This window comes from Conyzicola sp., from assembly GCF_046714715.1.
Taxonomy (GTDB): Bacteria; Actinomycetota; Actinomycetes; order Actinomycetales; family Microbacteriaceae; genus Conyzicola.
In genome coordinates this window covers 1-17,072 of record NZ_JBKKAD010000012.1, presented here as the reverse complement: position 1 = coordinate 17,072, position 17,072 = coordinate 1, and the positions used below count along the sequence as shown (strand labels likewise).

Sequence of the window (17,072 nt, the reverse complement as noted above, 5' to 3'; positions counted from 1 at the left end):
CCGGGCCAGCTCGGCTAAAAATAAAAAACACCCCCCCTTTTTGCGGGTGGGGGGGGGTTACCCCCCCCCCCGACAGCCTCAGGTTCGCACCTCTTCGCCACTACCAGCAGACGGGTCCCGGAACACGAATGACGACAGAACGAGTGTCGCCTAGAGCCAAGCTCCGGCTCGGGGACCGCATCTTCACAACGAGCACGGTAACCGCGGGTGTCATCATCCTTGTGGCTCTCGCCGCTGTTGCCGTCTTCCTGATCGCCCAGAGCATCCCCGCTCTGATGGCCGATCCCGCCGAACTCAAGGGCTCGCCGTCGAGTTTCTGGGAGTTCGTCGCGCCGCTCGCCTTCGGCACCGTCTGGGCGGCCTTCCTGGCCCTGCTCATGGCCCTGCCGGTCTCGATCGGTATCGCGCTGTTCATCTCGCACTACGCGCCCCGCCGTGTGGCTCAGACGCTCGGCTACATCATCGACCTGCTCGCCGCGGTCCCTTCGGTGGTCTTCGGCCTCTGGGGCATCAAGGTCCTCGCCCCCGCCGTCACCCCGCTCTACAACTGGCTGGTCGACAACTTCGGCTGGTTCCCGCTCTTCACCCCGCCCGTCTCCGGCACCGGCCGCACCGTGCTCACCGTCGCCATCGTGCTGGCGGTGATGATCATCCCGATCATCACCGCTGTCACCCGCGAGGTCTTCCTGCAGACTCCGACACTGCACGAGGAGGCCGCGTTGGCTCTCGGCGCCACGCGCTGGGAAATGATCCAGATGGCGGTGCTGCCGTTCGGCCGACCCGGCATGATCTCGGCGGCGATGCTCGGCCTCGGGCGAGCGCTCGGCGAGACGATGGTGGTCGCGATGGTGCTGTCGCCCGCGCTCGTCATCAGCTTCGTACTCACGAGCTCGACCAACTCGCCGACGATCGCCGGCAACATCGCGCTCAACTTCCCCGAGGCCCACGGCGTCGGCGTTAACGCGCTCATCGCGACGGGCCTCATCCTGTTCGCCATCACCTTCGTGATCAACTCCATCGCCCGCGTAGTCATCAACCGCCGCAAGGCGTTCTCTGGAGCCAACTAGTGAGCACCGCAACGGCCACGCCTCCCGTGGAATCCAGCACCCCCACCACGAACGCGCTCACGTCAGGCCGCCTGCCCCGCTGGGCGCCGTGGGCGCTGCTCGCCCTCAGCTGGCTCGTCTTCATCGTCGTCTTCGCGATCATCGCGATGGCGGGCGAGACCGAGTTCAACATCGCCGCTGCGCTGTTCCTCGGCACCATCCTCTTCGACGTGCTGATCTTCGCGGTCACCTATCTCGTCGAGGGTGCGCGCCAGGCCCGCGACCGTCTCGTCACGTCTCTCGTCGCGACCGCGTTCATCATCGCGCTGCTACCGCTCGTGTCGCTGCTCTTCACCGTGCTCGTCAACGGCACGGCCCGCTTCGACCTCGCCTTCTTCTCGCAGTCGATGCGCAACGTCGTCGGCGAGGGCGGCGGCGCCCTGCACGCCATCATGGGCACGTTGCTCATCACCGGCGCAGCGACCCTCATCTCGGTTCCGATCGGCCTGCTCACCGCGATCTACCTCGTCGAGTACGGCCGCGGCCAGCTCGCCCGCGCGATCACGTTCTTCGTCGACGTCATGACGGGCATCCCGTCGATCGTCGCCGGCCTCTTCGCCTTCGCCTTCTTCTCGCTCCTGTTCGACGACCCGGGCATCCGCTTCGGTCTGGGCGGATCCATCGCGCTCTCGCTGCTGATGGTTCCCGTCGTAGTGCGCTCGAGCGAGGAAATGCTCAAGCTGGTGCCGAACGAACTGCGCGAGGCATCCTATGCACTGGGTGTTCCGAAGTGGCTCACGATCCTCAAGATCGTCATCCCCACCTCGATCGCGGGCATCACGACCGGCGTCACGCTGGCCATCTCGCGCGTGATCGGCGAGACCGCGCCGCTACTCATCATCGCCGGCTTCACCGCCAGCATGAACTACAACCTGTTCGACGAGAAGATGATGTCGCTGCCGGTGTTCGTGTACACCCAGTACGCGAACCCCGGAACCGACATCCAGCCCTATCTCGACCGCGCATGGGCCGGAGCGCTCACCCTCATCGTGATCGTTATGGTGCTCAACCTCATCGCCCGTCTCATCGCCCGGATCTTCTCCCCCAAGCTCGGCCGCTAGCCTCACCGGCCAGCAGAACATAAGGAAACTAAGTGTCCAAGCGCATTGAAGTCAACGACCTCAACGTCTACTACAGCAAGTTCAAGGCTGTAGAGGATGTCACGTTGACGATCGAACCCCGCACCGTCACCGCCTTCATCGGTCCGAGCGGTTGCGGCAAGTCCACCTTCCTGCGCACGCTCAACCGCATGCACGAGGTCATCCCCGGCGCACGCGTCGAGGGCGAGGTACGCATCGACGGCAACAACCTCTACGCGGCCGGCGTCGACCCGGTGCTGGTTCGCCGCCAGGTGGGCATGGTCTTCCAGCGTCCCAACCCGTTCCCGACCATGTCGATCCGCGACAACGTTCTCGCCGGCGTCAAGCTCAACAACACGCGCATGTCGAAGAGCGAGGGCGACGACCTCGTCGAGAAGAGCCTGCAGGGCGCAAACCTCTGGAAAGAGGTGAAGGACCGCCTGGCACTGCCCGGATCGGGCCTCTCCGGCGGTCAGCAGCAGCGTCTGTGCATCGCCCGCGCGATCGCCGTCTCCCCCGAGGTCATCCTCATGGACGAGCCGTGCTCGGCCCTCGACCCGATCTCGACCCTCGCGATCGAAGACCTCATCGAAGAGCTGAAGACCGACTACACGATCGTGATCGTGACCCACAACATGCAGCAGGCGTCGCGCGTCTCCGACAAGACGGCGTTCTTCAACATCGCCGGAACCGGTGCCCCCGGCAAGCTCATCGAGTACGACGACACCGCGACCATGTTCTCGAAGCCCAGCGTTCAGGCGACCGAGGACTACGTCTCGGGCAAGTTCGGATAACGAGCCGCCAGCACCACGAAGAACGCCCCGCCGCCGCGGGGCGTTCTTTCGTTAAGCGTGTTCGCGCAACTCAGGCAGAACGTGAGCGGCTGTGCGCGGAACCCCGCCAATGCGGGGCGGGCGCCGCGGCATCCGCGATTCTGCCTGAGTTGCGAAAAGGGTGGCGGTTCGTGTCCGTGATTCAGGATGATCCGGGGCGCGGGCATGGCAGGCCGACGTGATCACGCCGGCGGGAGCGGCCGCACGTGTGATCCGTCCTGAATGACGAACGCCGGTCGCGTAACTCAGGCTGGATTGTCCCGGGAGCCGGCGGACCCGCACGATGCGGGGCGGGCGCCGCGGCATCCGCGATTCTGCCTGAGTTGCGAGGGACCGGGTGTGGCTACGCGCTGGCGATGGCGACGATCGGGGCCGTCGTGGGGGTGTCGGAGCCGCCGCTGGGCTCCACTGTGACGCCCACGGTGTCACCGGAGTGCATCTCGCCTTCAAGCACGCGCCAGGTGGCGCCGTTCTCGCCGACGCCGAACGTTCCGGCGGGGCGGGCGACGCTCTCGGTGTCGATGTACCAGAGCTCGTAGACCTTGTCGGAGGGAAGCGCGGGCAGGCCGTCGACGATCATCGCCGAACTGGCGAGCTCGTTCGACCAGACCAGCGTGGCCGTGCCGCCGCCCTCGACCTCGGCGACCGCCTGCTGCATGTCGCGGGACGCGTTGATCGCGGCGAGCTGGTCGGCCGCGAGCTGCTGCGTCTGCGACTCGCCGATCGTGTTGACGAGCACTCCGCCGCCGAGGATCAGTCCGAGGACCGCAGCGGCGGACACGAGGGCGACGGCGGGCCGGGTGAACCAGCGGCTCTGAGCCTTCTGCCCGGCCGGCGTGAGCGCGGGCGCAGTCTGGGCGGGCGTGGCCTGAGCGGGCGCCGGCACGGCGACGAGCGGGGTGACGGTCGCTGCGGCATCCGGTTCAACCGCTACCGGACCCGAGAGGGGCGGAAGCTGCGGGGTCGTCGCGATGAGGCCCATGATGTTGGCCTTCAGGGCGGCGGAGGGCTGCACGGGAGCGATTGCTCCGCCCAGCAGCACCGCGGTGTCGGCCAGTTCGGTCGTCTCGTGGCGCAGGGTCTCAGACTCGGCGAGGTGGGCCTCGAACGCCGCACGCTCCTCGATGGACAGGGCATTCAGCACGTAGGCTCCCAAAAGCGTGGCCGAATCGTCGGCCGAATCGCGTGTGTCGTCGTTCACGATGCCACCCCCAGTTCGTCGCGCAGACGGATCATCCCGTCGCGCAGTCTGGTCTTCACTGTTCCGATCGGAACGCTCAGCATGTTCGCCACCTCGCTGTGGCTATACCCGCCGTAGTACGCGAGAGAGACGGCTTGGCGCTGCAGTTCGGTCAGTCGGAGCATTGCCTTTTCCACCCTTTCGTGTTCGATGCGGGTCTGAACGGTGTCAGATACGTTGTCGTAATCCGCATCGTAGTCACGAATGCCGATTTTGGTATCCCGGTCACGCGAAGCCTGTGATGCGCGCACCCGGTCGACGGCGCGGCGGTGGGCCATGGTCATGATCCAGGTGGAGGCGCCACCCTTGGCGGGGTCGTAGCGAGTAGCGGTCTGCCAGATCTCCAGGAAGATCTCCTGCGTAACCTCCTCCGACTGCGCATGGTCGCGCAGCAGGCGGCGCACGAGCCCGAGCACCCGTGGGGCGATCTGGTCGTACAGTTCGGCGAACGCGGCCTGATCCCCCTCGGCGACGCGCGCCAGAAGCTGGTTTTGAGTGGGGGGTTCGCCAGAACCGAGGTCCTGGTGGTCGTCGGTCTCGCGGGTCACGAGCATAAGCATGACAGTAGTTCGGCGCGATACGTGAATCGGATGGGTGCCGATACCAAGACGTGAGGTGCCGGGCCGCAGAACGCCTCTCGGCGCAAGGCCGCTCGAAGCGGCTATTAGTGGAGCCCGGGGTTACCGCGGCCCGGCGGGTTCTATTTTACCCGCATCGAAGCTGGATGCGACCTCAGTCCAGACTTCCCGCACGGTCCAGTCGGGCGCAGGTGCTCAACTCGTCGCCTGTGAGGGTGAGCCGAAGCGCGCGGGTGGTGAGCTCACTGCCCCGCTCGGGCGTGATGAGATCGACGTCGTCGGCGACGCTCACGCACCCCGCCGCGGTGATGCGGCAGAACGCGGCCGCCCGGTCGAGCGCCGTGGCGAAGTCGCCGCGGAACAGCCCGCGCAGGATCTCGTCGGCGAGCTCGGTGATCTCGTCGGGACCGGTGGGCATGGGCGCCCCCGCTACGGCGGCGTCGATGGTGCCGAGAACCTCGCTGCCGCGTTGGAACAGATAGGACGTGCCATCCGGATCTTGGCGAATGAGCAATCTGATCAGATAGATACGCCACAGCGCGCCAGGGAGGCTCTTCGCACTCGACCGCGCCCACAGCTCGGACAGCGCGTCGACGCCGTGCTCGTCGGTGTACGCGACGAGGCGCTCGACGACGGCCGGATCGTTCGACGACCGCGCGCGGGCGACCAGCGCGTGGGCGGTGTCGTGCGCGATCCGCAGGATCTGGGCGGGATCTTCGCCGCCTTCGAAGGTGTCGAACTTGTCGCCGGAGTACTGGGTCGGCTTATGGAACTCATCGGTCACCAGTACACGCTACATTTAATACCAAGGGCCTCTAGCTCAGTTGGTAGAGCATCGGACTTTTAATCCGTGGGTCGTCGGTTCGAGCCCGACGGGGCCCACCCCTGCGGGATCCGCGCTTCGGCGCGGGTCCCGCCTTTTTGTGTCCGCACTTTCGAACTTTCGGATGACGCCTGCCGCTCACTCGAGCCGAAAGGGCGATGAGGCGTTCCAGGGGGCACACCTAGCGTGAGAATCCACACCACCGGAGGATCTTTCATGCGCCACAGCCTGCTCACCACCACCGCCGTTCTGGCCGTCGCCGCGACTCTCGCGCTCGCGGGCTGCGCGGCGGAAGGCCCCGGGTCGCAGCCACACGACGACCGCGTCGCCGCCGCCCAGCCCGAGACGAAGACGCCGTTCAGCCCCTACTGGGATGCGATGTACGGCGTGTACGACGCGCGAGACGAGGTCGAGAAGCGGGAGAGGGTCGAAGAACTGGTGGCCGCCTGCATGGCGGCGGAGGGTTTCGACTACACCCCGATCGACCAGACGCCCGACAGCACCGTCGGGAGCTACGAGGAGGGCTGGGGCACGGAGGACTGGGTGGCCGAGCACGGCTACGGGGCGTTCCCGACCGACGAAGAGACCCGGGAGATCGACGCGCAGGTCTCGGCGGAGGATCCGAATCAGGAGTACGTGGCCGGCCTCTCCGAGACGGAACAGGCGGCCTACTACAGGGCACTGCAGATCCCGGGGCCAGACGCTGAGTCGTTGGAGGCGATGAAGGACGGCGAGGCGCCCGCCTACGACTGGGAGACGGCCGGGTGTCAGGGTGCCGCACAGCACGAGGTGATGGGCGACGACCCGACGCAGACCGAACGGTACGCGCCGCTGGTGGCCGCGATGAACGCGCTCGAACAGGACCAGCTGACCGATCCGGCGATGGCGCCCATCGACGCGGAATGGTCGGCGTGTATGGACGATGCCGGATACGGCGGTCTGGCCAAGCGGCAGTCGGCCGCCGACGCCGTCTTCTCGCAGTCCACCGACTACTGGGACGGCGGCGCGACCGACGAACCCTCCGACGACCTGCGGGCCGAATGGCGTGCCTACGAGATCGAGCTCGCGCTGGCCGACTTCCGGTGTGCCGAGACGGTCGACTACGACACCGAGAAGATCGCGGTGCAGGCCGACCGCGAAAACCGGTTCATCACCGACAACCGGTCGGAGCTCGACGCGATGCTCGCCGAGCTAGCGCAAGGATAGGAGCGCTAGCGGGCGACCTGGTCGCGCCCCATCGACTTGGCCCGGTACATGGCGACATCCGCGCCGCGCAGCAGCTCTTCGGCCGACGACGCGATGCTCGCGCCGGCGATGCCCACCGAGGCTGTGACGCTCAGCGCCACGCCGTTCACGACGATGGGATCGCGGATCGCCTCGATGATGCGGCCCGCGATCACGCCGGCCTCTTCGCGGTTCGTGGTCTCGCAGAGCACGACGAACTCGTCGCCGCCGAGTCGTGCGACCGTGTCGCCGGCGCGGGTGCTCTCGAGAATCCGTTGCGAGGCGTGCAGCAGCACCTGGTCGCCGAAGTCGTGGCCGTGCGTGTCGTTGATCTGCTTGAAGGAGTCGAGGTCGATGAAGAGCACCGTCGTCTCGCCGGATTCGAGGGGAATGGAGAGCGCCTTCGACAGGCGGTCCATCAGCATCCGACGGTTGGGGAGGCCGGTGAGCGCGTCGCTCATCGCGAGGGCGGCGAGTTTCGCTTCCGCGAGGCGGACCATCGCGCCCGCGAGGTCACGGCTGAGTTCTTCGGCTTCCCGTTCGAGCCCGTTCCACGGCTCGCTCTTGCCCGTGACGCTCTCGGTCCACGCCGAGAACGACGTGCGCGGGGAGAGCGTCGTCACGCGGTTGCCCGGGGTCTGGTCGCCCAGCCAGCGCACGTCGTCGGTGATCTCGGGGCGGAACCACGCGATGAAATCGCCAGTGCCGGGAAGCGGCACATAGAGCAGACCCGTGACGCCGACGAGTCGCTCGGCGAGGTCGGGATGCGCGGCGGGAAGCCGCTCGGTGGAGTAGCTCTTGCCGACGACGTTCGACTTCGCCCAACGGTCCAGGTAGCCGATGGCTTCCAGCGGGGGCACATCGCCGATCGTGGTGATCGAGTCGGCGAGGCTCAGAACAGCGCCGCTTGCCGGCACCAGGTTGAGAACCGTGAGGTTGCCTTCGAAGAGGGCGGCGGCGATGTCCGACGTGTTGGTCGATTCGGTGACGCCTGACTGGTCGACGAGCTGGGCCCGGATACTGCGCACGTGCACCTGCGCCGTGAGCCGGTCGATCTCGTCCATCGACTGCAGTTGCAGGGCGACCTGGTTCGCGAGCACCTCGAGGCCCTGTCGCAGCGCGTAGGGCACCTTGTGCGTCGTGCTCTGCGCCAGGGTGATCATGCCGATCAGCCGCCCGTCGCGCACGAGAGACAGTGACAGCGTCGACGCCTGCCCCATGTTGCGCATGAACTGCAGGTGGTGCGGCGAGACGCTGCGCAGTTCGGCGGCGCTCAGGTCGAGCGGGGCCGGCTCGCTCCCGTCGGCCGGTGCCAGCGTCAGCAGCTCGGACGTCGCACCCGAGTTGTCGACGATCAGGCGCGAGAGTTTGGTCAGGTAGAGCTGGCGGGCCTGCTCGGGGATGTCGGATGCCGGGAAGTGCAGGCCGAGGTAGGGCTCCATCCCTTCCTCGAGCTCTTCGGCGACGATCTCGCCGTGGCCGTCGGGGTGGAACGAGTAGATCGTGACCCGCTCGAACAGGGTGAGCTTGCACAACTCGCGCGCGGTCGCCTGCCACAGACCACCCTGCGTGCGCAGGCGGGCGAGGCGGTGCATCGCCCCGTACACGGCGACGGCCATGCGGTCGCCGTAGTCGCTATCGACCGGTTCGAACTCGACGATCGAGAACGGCCCGTCGTGGTGCACGATCACTTCGAATCGCTTGGCACCGAGTTCCAGGGCTCGCGGGTTGCCGTCGGTCGCCGTCTCCACGTTCGGATCGACGTGCTCTTGCGCCCACGATTCGCCGGTGACCGCGCTGAGCGGCCGGCCGAGCAGAAGCCGGGCGTCGATTCCGAGTACGACCGCGCAGTTGTCGGAGGCGTACATGATTTCCAGCGTGTCGGGCGCAACGGCGAGCAGAGCCCCGTGGGGCTGGATCGCCCCCGGCGCCCGGATCGGCTCCCGGACGCACTCCTCGAGGCGTAGGCGCTCGTCCTCCGATAACACAAAGGGGCCAGATGGCACGTGACTCGATTCTTTCTCCAGGTCACGGCCGGGGCGGGCGACTCGCGCGCCTACGATGGCGGAGTGACTGACCCCAGAGTATCCCAGCGCCCGCACCCGATGGGTGACGTCGTGCCACGCGCGTTCAGCGTTCCCTCGTCGGCGGGACGACCGGGTCCGACATTCCTTCTATTGCACGGGATCGGTCTCTCCCACCGCGAGTTCACCGGGCTCGCCCGTCACCTCTCACGGCGGGGCCGCGTGGTCTCTTTCGACCTCCCGGGGTTCGGCGAGCTGGCGCGGGCCCGCGACCGGCCCCGGCACAGGGCGTCGGTCGAGCAGTACGCCGCGATCGTGCGGCGCGCGCTCGGGCGGCTCGACCTCGGCCCGGTCGTCGTGGTCGGCCACTCGATGGGCGCGCAGTTCGCCGTGGAACTCGCACGCCAGAGCCCGGAGTCGGTCTCGCACGTCGTGCTCGTCGGCCCGGTGGTCGACTCGCACAAACCCACGCTCACGGCGCAGTCCCTCGTGCTGCTGCGGGATTCCCTGCTGGAACCCCCTGCCACCCAGCTGATGGTCGCGATCGACTACGTGCGGTGCGGTATTCCGTGGTTCCTGATCGAGGCGGTTGCCATGCGCGACTACGCCACCGACCGCGGGATCACCGGGGTGAGACACCCGGTGTTGATCGTCCGCGGCGGCAACGACCCGATCGCCGACGCCCGCTGGTGCCGGGAGTTGAGCCTGCTGGCGCCCGACGGGCGCGTTGCGACCATCCCGGGCCACCGCCACAACGTGGTGCACTCCAACCCCGCCGCCACCGCCGCGGCCATCCTCGCGTTCGTCGATGAGGACGCGCGGCCGCTCTGACACCCGCCGGTCAGGCGGCCATTCGGGTCACTTCGGCGATCACGCGGGGGTGGGCAAGCACGCGGAAGTGCCCCCCGGTGTCGAGGCGCACGTTCTTCGCGCCCTGAAGGTAGCTGCCGCCGGGGATGTGCGGATCGAACGCGCCGAACACCGAGACGATGCGCTCGTTGACCACCAGCTCGCGGGCCAACGAGACGATCACCGCGTCTTTCGGCGAGAAGATACGCAGGCTCGGCAGAAACAGGTATCGGGCGTACCGCGAACCGCTGAAGGGGGTCGCGACGGCGACCATGCCGCGCACCCGCCCCGCCGAGGATCCCTTGACCATGACGTACTTGCCGATGAGCCCGCCCTTGCTGTGCGCGACCAGCAGCACGTCGGTGAGGTCGTGCTCGTCAAGATAGGCGTCGACGTGTGCGGCCTCGTCCATCACCGGCCGGCTGTTCGAGTGCAGCAGCCGCACCACGTGAACGGGATGACCGCGCTCGTGCATGCTCGTCACGAGCGGCTGCAGGAACTTCCACGATTCCCAGACGCCGGGCACCACGACGATCGGCGTCAGACCGCCCGACAGGAACCCCGCTGGGTCGGTGCGGTTGAACAGGGCGCGTGCCTGCCAGATCACCGCGTACGCATAGTCGGCGGCCCACCAGGCGAGCGCGCGAAAGATCAGGATGCCGCGAGTTTCGCCACCGCGTCGTCGGCGACGGCGTCGTCGACCCCGAGCTTCGTGGTGAGGAACTCCCGAACCGCCTGGAGGTCGCCGCGGTTGTACGCCGCGTAGGCCGTCTCCGCGTCACGCGCCAGGTCGTCGGTGATTTCGCCCTTCACGCCCAGCTGGTCGGCGAGCTGCCCCGCGGTGTCGACGCCGAACGAGCGGCGAACGCCCGCCGGCAGCGGATATGAGCCGTACTTTCCGAGATTCATGAGGCCTCCGTCTGTTCGGACGCCCTCGCGTCCGAATTCCAGACTAGGTCGGGCACCGATATCGCGCGCAGGCTGGACTTTTGGCACGGAGCGGGGTGCGATCAGATGGCTGCTGTGCCGGAGACCACGAGATCGGCACGCTCTTTCGTCGCCTCGATGAGCAGCGCGTTCGCGCCGTCGACCGTACTCGCCCATTCGAGCGCCGCTTCTGGGCTGCGGCCGTGCTCCGAGTGCCGGACGACGAGCCGGGCAAGGCGCTCATCGGCACCGGTCTCGCAAAACCAGGTCTCGGCCAGCAGCCCCGCGATGCGGTCCCACGGCGGCCGGTCGACGAGCAGGTAGTTGCCTTCGACGACCACGATGTCGGCCTCCGGCGGGATCACCACCTCGCCGGCGATGCCCTCGTCGACCGTGCGTTCGAAGCTCGGCGCGAAGACGTCGTGGTCGCGTTCGACGAGCAGACGTTCGAGCAACGCCACGAATCCCCAGCCGTCGAACGTCTCGATGGCGCCCTTGCGCCCCCGCAGACCGAGACGGTCGAGGGTGACGTTCGCGAGGTGGAACCCGTCCATCGGCAGATACGCGGCGCGCGCGACATCCGAACCGCTGTTGATTCCCGCGACCAGCTCTCTCGCCAGCGTCGTCTTGCCGGCACCCGGGCTACCGGTGATCCCGATGATGACGCGAGACCCGGGTGTGGCGAGTGTGAGCGCGCGTTCGACGAGCAGCTCAGGCCTCCATCGACGGGATCGCCACGATGGCGACGCGCAGCGCCTCACCGGCGATCGCGGCCGCCTGCACCGACGGATGGATGCCGTCGGGCGTGTAGGACGGCGCGTAGGTGCCCTCGGGCGTGCGCATCGTCTGCCACGGGTCGACGAATCTCCACGCGTTGTCTGCGGCCAGTTTCTGCAGCGCGGCGTTCCAGGCGGTGGACGCGGCCGGGTCGCGGTCGAGGGGCGGCACGGCAGAGAGGATGACGCGCTCAGCACCGGCCTTCTCGACGATCTCGGTCACCAGCCCGAGCCGGTTCTCGATGGTCAGTACCCCGTCGAGGTCGTTGGTGCCGGCGAGTACGACCAGGACGTCGGCGGTTACCGGCGCGGCGTTGGTGGTCATCTCGAGGAGTTTCGCGCCGCTCTGCGCCCAGCCTTCGGCGACGAACTCCGCGCCGCCCTGCGACGCGTAGGTGGTCCAGGATCCGCCGCTCATGTCGAGACCGGCGCGACTCGCGCGCGCGGAGATCGAGTCTCCGATGACGGCGAACGTCGTCGGGGTCGTTGGAAGGGTCGTCGGCGGCGGCACAACGACACCGGGAACGGTCGGGCCGACTCGTCCCTCCGCGATGGTGGTGACGGGCCAGACAGCGGTGGTGGCGTTGATGCCGACCGCGAGCAGAATCGCCGCGCCCGCGGCGAGCAGCACACGTTTTCTCGTCATGGCGGTTCCAATTTGTTCGGCCTGACGAACATGGTAGCCAATTCGGCTGGCCGACAGGCCGACGCAACGCGCCGAGGTGGATTGAAGGTCATATCAGCGCGGAAAAATAGGGGGATGCCAAGGCGAGCTTTAATCGCTATGGTTTGTCTCACACCCGCGATTTGAGTATCGAGACGAGTACCCGAAATTCGACTCACTACCCGTCGGCGGCTTTGCTGCTGCCATTCGATGCCCGCGTCAACTCTGCGTTGGGGGAATGATGGGACTGCTTACCTACGACGGCTTCGAGGCGGACTTCGACGACCGCCTGCTCGCCCACCTACACGTCGTGATCGTGCAGAAACTGCGTCGCGGAGAAAGCTTCTCCATGTCGTGGCGTGAGTCGAACGACGGCGGCGGAGGGCGCAGTTCACTCTGGCTGCACCCGTCGATCCCCCTGCATTTCAAGTTCCACGGCAGCAAGCCGCCCACGTTGAACCGCGAGTGGCTCGCCACTCTCACGCTCTCGTCGAACAGCTCGCAGGGCCTCGTCGTGACTCCGGAGCCCGACCCGACGCCCGGGCCGGTTCCGGTTCAGACAGCGAGGTCGTCGAGCAGCGCCAGCAGCGCACGGGCGTAGGCGTCCGCGGCATCCGGCGCCTCGAACGCGCGCGGCTCGCCCGCGACGACGGCGGTCAGCCGGTAGGCGCTGCCGTCGAGTCTCACCGCACCGATCGCCTCGATGCTCGGCACCCGCTCGAGCGACCGGAAAGCCATGCCCAGCAGCTCGCGCAGCTGGTCTTCGCGCGGCAGCCACAGGGCGTCGTCGAGCGCCACAGAGTCGAGCGCCCACTCGGTCGTGCCGTTGAAACCGAGTACCGTGCCGCTCGAGAACTCGTGCGCCTCGACCGTCATGTCGCTGAGCGTGTAGATCTCGGCGTCGGCCTCGACCCTGTCGATGCAGAAGTTGTCGCCGCGCACGGGTCGCCAGACGAGGTCGGAGTCGCGCAGCGCCCTGGCCAGTTCGATCGAGATCATCGCTTCATTATGCGTCGCCGTCGTTACGCAGCGCTGACCCCGAACGCCAGGCCGAGCAGGTAGGTGGCGCCGGCGGCCCCGAATCCGATCGCCAGCTGCCGCAGCGCCCGCTTGAGGGGCGGGCCGCCCGAGAGCAGACCCGTGACGGCACCGGTGCCGAGCAGGGCGACGCCGACCAGCGCCGACGAGAGCACCACGGCCGCGAGCCCCTGCAGGCCGAACAGGTACGGAAGCACGGGGATGATCGCGCCCGAGGCGAAGAACAGGAAGCTCGAGACCGCGGCCCCGAGCGCCGATCCGATCTCCTCGTGCTCGTCGACGGTGTCGCCCGCCGAATGGTCGACGGAGAGGTCGCGCAGCACCTCGGCGGCGTGCGCGACGGCCGCGTTCTCGTCCATGCCGCGGGCGCGGTAGACGAGGGAGAGCTCGTTCGCGTCGACGTCGAGGTGCGGGAGCGCGGAGCGGGTCTCCGGATTGGGGTCGGATGCCGCGAGCAGCTCGCGCTGGCTGCGGATCGAGACGAACTCGCCGGCGCCCATCGACAGCGCCCCCGCCAGCAGGCCCGCGAGCCCGGTCGCCAGGATGATCGGGGTCGAGACACCCGTCGCGCCGATGCCGAGCACGAGGGCGAGGTTGCTGACGAGACCGTCGTTCGCGCCGAACACCGCGGCGCGGAACGTGCCGGAGAGGCGGTTGCGTCCGCGGGTGGCGAGGCCGCGCACGACCTCCTCGTGGATACGCTCGTCAGCGGCCATCGCGGGCGTCGCGTCGATGTCGCCCTCGTAGGGCGAGCGGGCCTCCGCCCGTTGCGCGAGGGCGAGAACGAACACCGAGCCGAAACGTCGGGCGAGCCATCCGAGGGCCCGCGTGCGGATCTCACCGGCGTGCGGCCGTCCGACGTTGTCGCCGAGCAGCGCCAGCCAATGCGCCTCGTGACGCGCTTCGGCCTCGGCGAGGGCGAGCAGAATGTCGCGCTCTTCGCCCGTGCGTCGGCTCGCGAGGTCGCGGTACACCGCCGCTTCCGCGCGTTCGTCGGCGAGGTACTTGCGCCATCGGCGGATGGTGGAGGGGGTTGGGGCGGCCACGGGCGCTCCTTCGGCTAGGGCCGGCCGAACGATTTTCGGGTACGAAAAACCTCGGCCAGTCAAGATTCTGACCGAAGGTCTCGTTCGCCTGGTGAGTGATATCACCGAGGTGGAGCACCGGGTGCGTCGTCGTGACGAACCAGTATGTCGATGTCTCGCGCCATAGCCGGTCGAGACCGGCTGAGGGAACTACTCCCCTTCGTTGCTACCCAGAGTAGCGGATGCCCCAGCGAACGACCCACTTCTCGTCGGGCTCGAGCCACTTCAGCCCGGCACCCGTGTTGAGCGCGTTGGGGGCGGCGGTCATCGGCTCGATGGCGACGGCGAGCCCGAGGCCGCCATCTTTCGGGAACTTGCGGGTCGTAAAGACCTGCACGTAGGGGTGGCTCTCGTCTTGCCAGAGCTCGAGGCGGCGGCCGTCGGGCGCGGTCAGCGAGCTGACGCTCTCGCCCCCGGTGAACACCACGCCGCCGAACGCGTCGTCGAGGTAGAGGTCGCCGACGAGGCGTCCGTCGCGGAGGTCGAAGTTCGTGCCGTCCACCGGGTTCTCGGCGACCGGGATGAGCCGGTCGTCGGTCTCGAAACGGGTCGCGGCGGTGAGGCGCAGTGTGAGATCGCCGGTGGGCACGTCGCCGATACGGAAGAACGGGTGCGTGCCCACGGCCACCGGCGCCTTCGCGGCCGAGGCGTTGTGCAGCGAGTGCGTCACGGTGAGGCCGCCGTCGACGAGCTCGTAGGTGACGCTCGTGTCGATCATGAAGGGGTAGCCGTGCTGCGGGTAGACGGTGGCGTTGAGGGTGACGGATGACTCGGACTGCTCGGTCACGCGATAGGCGGTCGAGCGCAGCAGCCCGTGGATGGCGTTGTGTCTGGCCGGCTCGGTGATGTCGAGGTGCTGGCGCTTGCCGTCGAGCATCCAGATGCCGTCTTCGACCCGGTTCGGCCAGGGCGCGAGCACGATGCCGTCGCCGAACGGCGGCGTGCGGTCTTCCGCGTACGGCTCGGTGAGGTCGACACCGTCGATCTGGAAGGTGCGCAACGACGCGGCGACCTCGGTGATGATGGCGGTCGACGAGCCCGTCGCGGTGGCGCGGGTCAAGACGAATTGTTCTCCGGTGGGTGCACGCATTTCTTCAGCCTAGTTGTCGGCGTCGATGACGTGCAGACCGGCGGTCTCCAGCCGCGCGACGACAGCGGCATCCGGCCCGCCCGCGGTCACGAGCGACTCGAAGTCGGAGAGGGGCCCCACGTTGCCGAGCCGGCGGCTGCCCAGCTTCGAGGCGTCGGCGACGAGCACGCGCCGGGCCGCCGACTGCATCATGCGGCGCTTCACCTCGGCCTCGGGCAGGTTGACGTTGGTCACGCCCACCTCGGGGTCGACTCCGTTGCAGCCGATGAAGGCGATGTCGCCGTGCAGGCTCTCGAGGAAGGCCGACGCGAACGGGTTGACGAGCGAGTGCTGCAGGGGGCGCAGGGTGCCACCCGTGACCACCACGGTGAGCCGTGGCATGCCGGGCTCGAGTGCGAGGGCGATCGACAGCCCGTTCGTCACGACCAGCACGTCGCTCAGGTCGCTGCGCCGCGCGAGCGCGTGGGCGACGGCGAGCGCGGTCGTGCCCACGTCGAGCAGCACGCTCTGGCCCGACTTCACCATTGCGGCGGCGCGGCGTCCGATGGCCAGCTTGGCGGCGGCCTCGCGGGCCAGCGACGACTCGAACGACGACTCCCCGGCGTTGCCCGAGCCGCGCGGCATCGCGCCGCCGTGCACCCGCACGATGCTGCCGGCGAGCTCGAGCGCGCTCAGGTCGGAGCGCACGGTCACCGCGCTCACGCCCAGCTCGATGCTCGCGTCGGCGACCCGCAGGAAGCCCCGGTCGACGATGTCCTGCAGCAGCCGCTCGCGCCGGATGACCGTGGGGGCAGAATCGTCCGTCATCGTCGTTTGCTCCTTGCGAATATTTACGAAAAGAAAAGCCAGTCTTTCGTTATCGTAATAGCATGACAGATCCGGTGATCGTAAAGCGCCCCACCATCCTGGCCGACGGGCGAGAGCTCATCTACTTCGACGACGCGGACACCACGCTCGGCCCCGACCGCGCCGTCGACGCCCGCGTGCTCGACCCACGGCCGCAGACGGCGACCATGCGCCAGGACCCGCTCACCGGCGAGTGGATCTCGATCGCCTCGGCGCGCCAGAACCGCGTGTTCCTGCCGCCGGCCGACCAGGACCCGCTGGCCCCCGCGACGCCCACCAACCCGTCGGAGGTGCCGAGCAACTACGACGTAGCGGTCTTCGAGAACCGCTCCCCCTCGTTCGGGCCGGCCATCGGCGCCGAGTACACGCTCGACGACCTCGATCAGATCGGGCTCGGCCGCACGCTGCCGTCGATCGGCCGCTGCGAGGTCGTGTGCTTCAGCCCCGAGCACGAGGGCTCGTTCGGCAGCCAGACCGAGTCGCGCGCCCGCACCGTGATCGAGGCGTGGGCCGACCGCACGGCCGCACTGTCGGCGATGCCCGGAATCCAGCAGGTGTTCCCGTTCGAGAACCGCGGCGAGGCCATCGGCGTCACCCTGCTGCACCCGCACGGGCAGATCTACTCGTACCCCTACGTGACGCCGCGCACGAAGAGGCTTGTCGAGTCGATCGAGAAATTCGGCCCCCATCTGTTCGAATCCATTCTCGAGAGCGAACGGGCATCCGAACGCGTCGTGATCTCGGGCGAGCACTGGACCGCCTACGTTCCCTTCGCGGCCCGCTGGCCCATCGAGGTGCACATGCTGCCGCACCGCCACATCCCCGACTTCGCGGCGACGAACACCGAGGAGCGCGACGAGCTCGCCGGCCTGTACCTGACGCTGCTGCGC

At 68.1% G+C, this 17,072-nt stretch carries 19 protein-coding genes and 1 tRNA gene; 8 read left to right on the top strand and 12 right to left on the bottom strand.

Going from position 1 to position 17,072, the window contains the following annotated elements; all coding sequences use genetic code 11:
- Window positions 1–128 precede the first annotated feature (128 nt).
- From pstC to pstB, 3 genes are read left to right on the top strand one after another with little or no spacing between them, the layout of a single operon-like run.
- Window positions 129–1,067, top strand: coding sequence for a phosphate ABC transporter permease subunit PstC (pstC, locus tag ACLQ6X_RS01275; RefSeq protein ID WP_411698349.1), 939 nt, complete (start codon window positions 129–131; stop codon window positions 1,065–1,067).
- Complete coding sequence (gene pstA, locus ACLQ6X_RS01270) at window positions 1,067–2,167, top strand: phosphate ABC transporter permease PstA (protein WP_411698348.1); 1,101 nt, start codon at window positions 1,067–1,069, stop codon at window positions 2,165–2,167. Before pstC ends, pstA begins: the two co-directional genes overlap by 1 nt.
- Window positions 2,168–2,199: 32 nt before the next feature.
- Window positions 2,200–2,979 carry a phosphate ABC transporter ATP-binding protein PstB gene (gene pstB, locus ACLQ6X_RS01265; RefSeq protein WP_411698347.1) on the top strand — a complete coding sequence of 260 codons (780 nt, stop codon included), beginning with the start codon at window positions 2,200–2,202 and terminating at the stop codon, window positions 2,977–2,979.
- Between the two features lie 382 nt (window positions 2,980–3,361).
- Here the strand turns inward: pstB and ACLQ6X_RS01260 are convergent, their stop codons facing one another.
- The 3 genes from ACLQ6X_RS01260 to ACLQ6X_RS01250 form a co-directional block, all read right to left on the bottom strand.
- Entirely contained in the window at window positions 3,362–4,219 is an 858-nt protein-coding gene (locus ACLQ6X_RS01260) for an anti-sigma factor domain-containing protein (protein ID WP_411698346.1), read from the bottom strand.
- Entirely contained in the window at window positions 4,216–4,818 is a 603-nt protein-coding gene (locus ACLQ6X_RS01255) for a sigma-70 family RNA polymerase sigma factor (protein ID WP_411698345.1), read from the bottom strand. Before ACLQ6X_RS01255 ends, ACLQ6X_RS01260 begins: the two co-directional genes overlap by 4 nt.
- Before the next feature lie 172 nt (window positions 4,819–4,990).
- On the bottom strand, window positions 4,991–5,620 hold the full coding sequence (locus ACLQ6X_RS01250) for a DNA-directed RNA polymerase subunit beta (RefSeq protein WP_411698344.1): 630 nt from the start codon (window positions 5,618–5,620) through the stop codon (window positions 4,991–4,993).
- Window positions 5,621–5,645: 25 nt separating this feature from the next.
- Between ACLQ6X_RS01250 and ACLQ6X_RS01245 the strand changes: the two genes are divergently transcribed.
- Window positions 5,646–5,718 (top strand) — tRNA-Lys (locus ACLQ6X_RS01245).
- Window positions 5,719–5,875: 157 nt separating this feature from the next.
- Window positions 5,876–6,865, top strand: a complete 990-nt coding sequence (locus tag ACLQ6X_RS01240; protein ID WP_411698343.1) for a hypothetical protein — start codon at window positions 5,876–5,878, stop codon at window positions 6,863–6,865.
- A 5-nt stretch (window positions 6,866–6,870) separates the two neighbouring features.
- Here the strand turns inward: ACLQ6X_RS01240 and ACLQ6X_RS01235 are convergent, their stop codons facing one another.
- A complete protein-coding gene (locus tag ACLQ6X_RS01235; protein ID WP_411698350.1) occupies window positions 6,871–8,871 on the bottom strand; it encodes a diguanylate cyclase domain-containing protein in 2,001 nt (666 codons plus the stop codon).
- A gap of 81 nt (window positions 8,872–8,952) precedes the next feature.
- Here ACLQ6X_RS01235 and ACLQ6X_RS01230 point away from each other — a divergent pair, with 81 nt between their 5' ends.
- Window positions 8,953–9,738, top strand: coding sequence for an alpha/beta fold hydrolase (locus ACLQ6X_RS01230; protein WP_411698342.1), 786 nt, complete (start codon window positions 8,953–8,955; stop codon window positions 9,736–9,738).
- 10 nt (window positions 9,739–9,748) lie between these two features.
- Here the strand turns inward: ACLQ6X_RS01230 and ACLQ6X_RS01225 are convergent, their stop codons facing one another.
- The 4 genes from ACLQ6X_RS01225 to ACLQ6X_RS01210 all read right to left on the bottom strand — a co-directional run bounded on the left by ACLQ6X_RS01225 (window position 9,749) and on the right by ACLQ6X_RS01210 (window position 12,105).
- Window positions 9,749–10,363 (bottom strand): esterase/lipase family protein, encoded by a 615-nt coding sequence (locus ACLQ6X_RS01225; RefSeq protein ID WP_411698341.1) that lies wholly within the window; start codon window positions 10,361–10,363, stop codon window positions 9,749–9,751.
- A 44-nt stretch (window positions 10,364–10,407) separates the two neighbouring features.
- Complete coding sequence (locus ACLQ6X_RS01220; RefSeq protein WP_411698340.1) at window positions 10,408–10,665, bottom strand: hypothetical protein; 258 nt, start codon at window positions 10,663–10,665, stop codon at window positions 10,408–10,410.
- 101 nt (window positions 10,666–10,766) lie between these two features.
- Window positions 10,767–11,444 carry a nucleoside/nucleotide kinase family protein gene (locus ACLQ6X_RS01215; RefSeq protein WP_411698339.1) on the bottom strand — a complete coding sequence of 226 codons (678 nt, stop codon included), beginning with the start codon at window positions 11,442–11,444 and terminating at the stop codon, window positions 10,767–10,769.
- Window positions 11,395–12,105 carry an SGNH/GDSL hydrolase family protein gene (locus tag ACLQ6X_RS01210; RefSeq protein ID WP_411698338.1) on the bottom strand — a complete coding sequence of 237 codons (711 nt, stop codon included), beginning with the start codon at window positions 12,103–12,105 and terminating at the stop codon, window positions 11,395–11,397. The genes ACLQ6X_RS01215 and ACLQ6X_RS01210 overlap by 50 nt, the downstream gene beginning before the upstream one ends.
- 256 nt (window positions 12,106–12,361) lie before the next feature.
- On the opposite strand from ACLQ6X_RS01210, the gene ACLQ6X_RS01205 reads away from it, so the two are divergent.
- Window positions 12,362–12,724 (top strand): ATP-dependent DNA ligase, encoded by a 363-nt coding sequence (locus tag ACLQ6X_RS01205; protein WP_411698337.1) that lies wholly within the window; start codon window positions 12,362–12,364, stop codon window positions 12,722–12,724.
- Here the strand turns inward: ACLQ6X_RS01205 and ACLQ6X_RS01200 are convergent.
- The 4 genes from ACLQ6X_RS01200 to ACLQ6X_RS01185 all read right to left on the bottom strand — a co-directional run bounded on the left by ACLQ6X_RS01200 (window position 12,679) and on the right by ACLQ6X_RS01185 (window position 16,143).
- Window positions 12,679–13,122 (bottom strand): hypothetical protein, encoded by a 444-nt coding sequence (locus ACLQ6X_RS01200; protein ID WP_411698336.1) that lies wholly within the window; start codon window positions 13,120–13,122, stop codon window positions 12,679–12,681. The two genes, ACLQ6X_RS01205 and ACLQ6X_RS01200, sit on opposite strands and share 46 nt — an antisense overlap.
- A gap of 23 nt (window positions 13,123–13,145) precedes the next feature.
- The gene (locus ACLQ6X_RS01195) at window positions 13,146–14,207 is read right to left on the bottom strand and encodes a VIT1/CCC1 transporter family protein (RefSeq protein WP_411698335.1); all 1,062 of its coding nucleotides are present in this window, start codon (window positions 14,205–14,207) and stop codon (window positions 13,146–13,148) included.
- Between the two features lie 205 nt (window positions 14,208–14,412).
- Window positions 14,413–15,336, bottom strand: a complete 924-nt coding sequence (locus ACLQ6X_RS01190) for an aldose 1-epimerase family protein (RefSeq protein WP_411698334.1) — start codon at window positions 15,334–15,336, stop codon at window positions 14,413–14,415.
- 9 nt (window positions 15,337–15,345) lie between these two features.
- A complete protein-coding gene (locus ACLQ6X_RS01185) occupies window positions 15,346–16,143 on the bottom strand; it encodes a DeoR/GlpR family DNA-binding transcription regulator (protein WP_411698333.1) in 798 nt (265 codons plus the stop codon).
- A gap of 62 nt (window positions 16,144–16,205) precedes the next feature.
- On the opposite strand from ACLQ6X_RS01185, the gene ACLQ6X_RS01180 reads away from it, so the two are divergent.
- The coding region (locus tag ACLQ6X_RS01180; protein ID WP_411698332.1) for a galactose-1-phosphate uridylyltransferase at window positions 16,206–17,072 on the top strand (867 nt) is incomplete at its 3' end.

Coding starts and splice junctions, on each gene's coding strand:
- pstC (WP_411698349.1), top strand. CDS start 129: ATGACGACAGAACGAGTGTCGCCTAGAGCCAAGCTCCGGCTCGGGGAC.
- ACLQ6X_RS01200 (WP_411698336.1), bottom strand. CDS start 13,122: ATGATCTCGATCGAACTGGCCAGGGCGCTGCGCGACTCCGACCTCGTC.
- ACLQ6X_RS01210 (WP_411698338.1), bottom strand. CDS start 12,105: ATGACGAGAAAACGTGTGCTGCTCGCCGCGGGCGCGGCGATTCTGCTC.
- ACLQ6X_RS01220 (WP_411698340.1), bottom strand. CDS start 10,665: ATGAATCTCGGAAAGTACGGCTCATATCCGCTGCCGGCGGGCGTTCGC.
- ACLQ6X_RS01240 (WP_411698343.1), top strand. CDS start 5,876: ATGCGCCACAGCCTGCTCACCACCACCGCCGTTCTGGCCGTCGCCGCG.
- ACLQ6X_RS01205 (WP_411698337.1), top strand. CDS start 12,362: ATGATGGGACTGCTTACCTACGACGGCTTCGAGGCGGACTTCGACGAC.
- ACLQ6X_RS01185 (WP_411698333.1), bottom strand. CDS start 16,143: ATGACGGACGATTCTGCCCCCACGGTCATCCGGCGCGAGCGGCTGCTG.
- ACLQ6X_RS01190 (WP_411698334.1), bottom strand. CDS start 15,336: ATGCGTGCACCCACCGGAGAACAATTCGTCTTGACCCGCGCCACCGCG.
- ACLQ6X_RS01255 (WP_411698345.1), bottom strand. CDS start 4,818: ATGCTTATGCTCGTGACCCGCGAGACCGACGACCACCAGGACCTCGGT.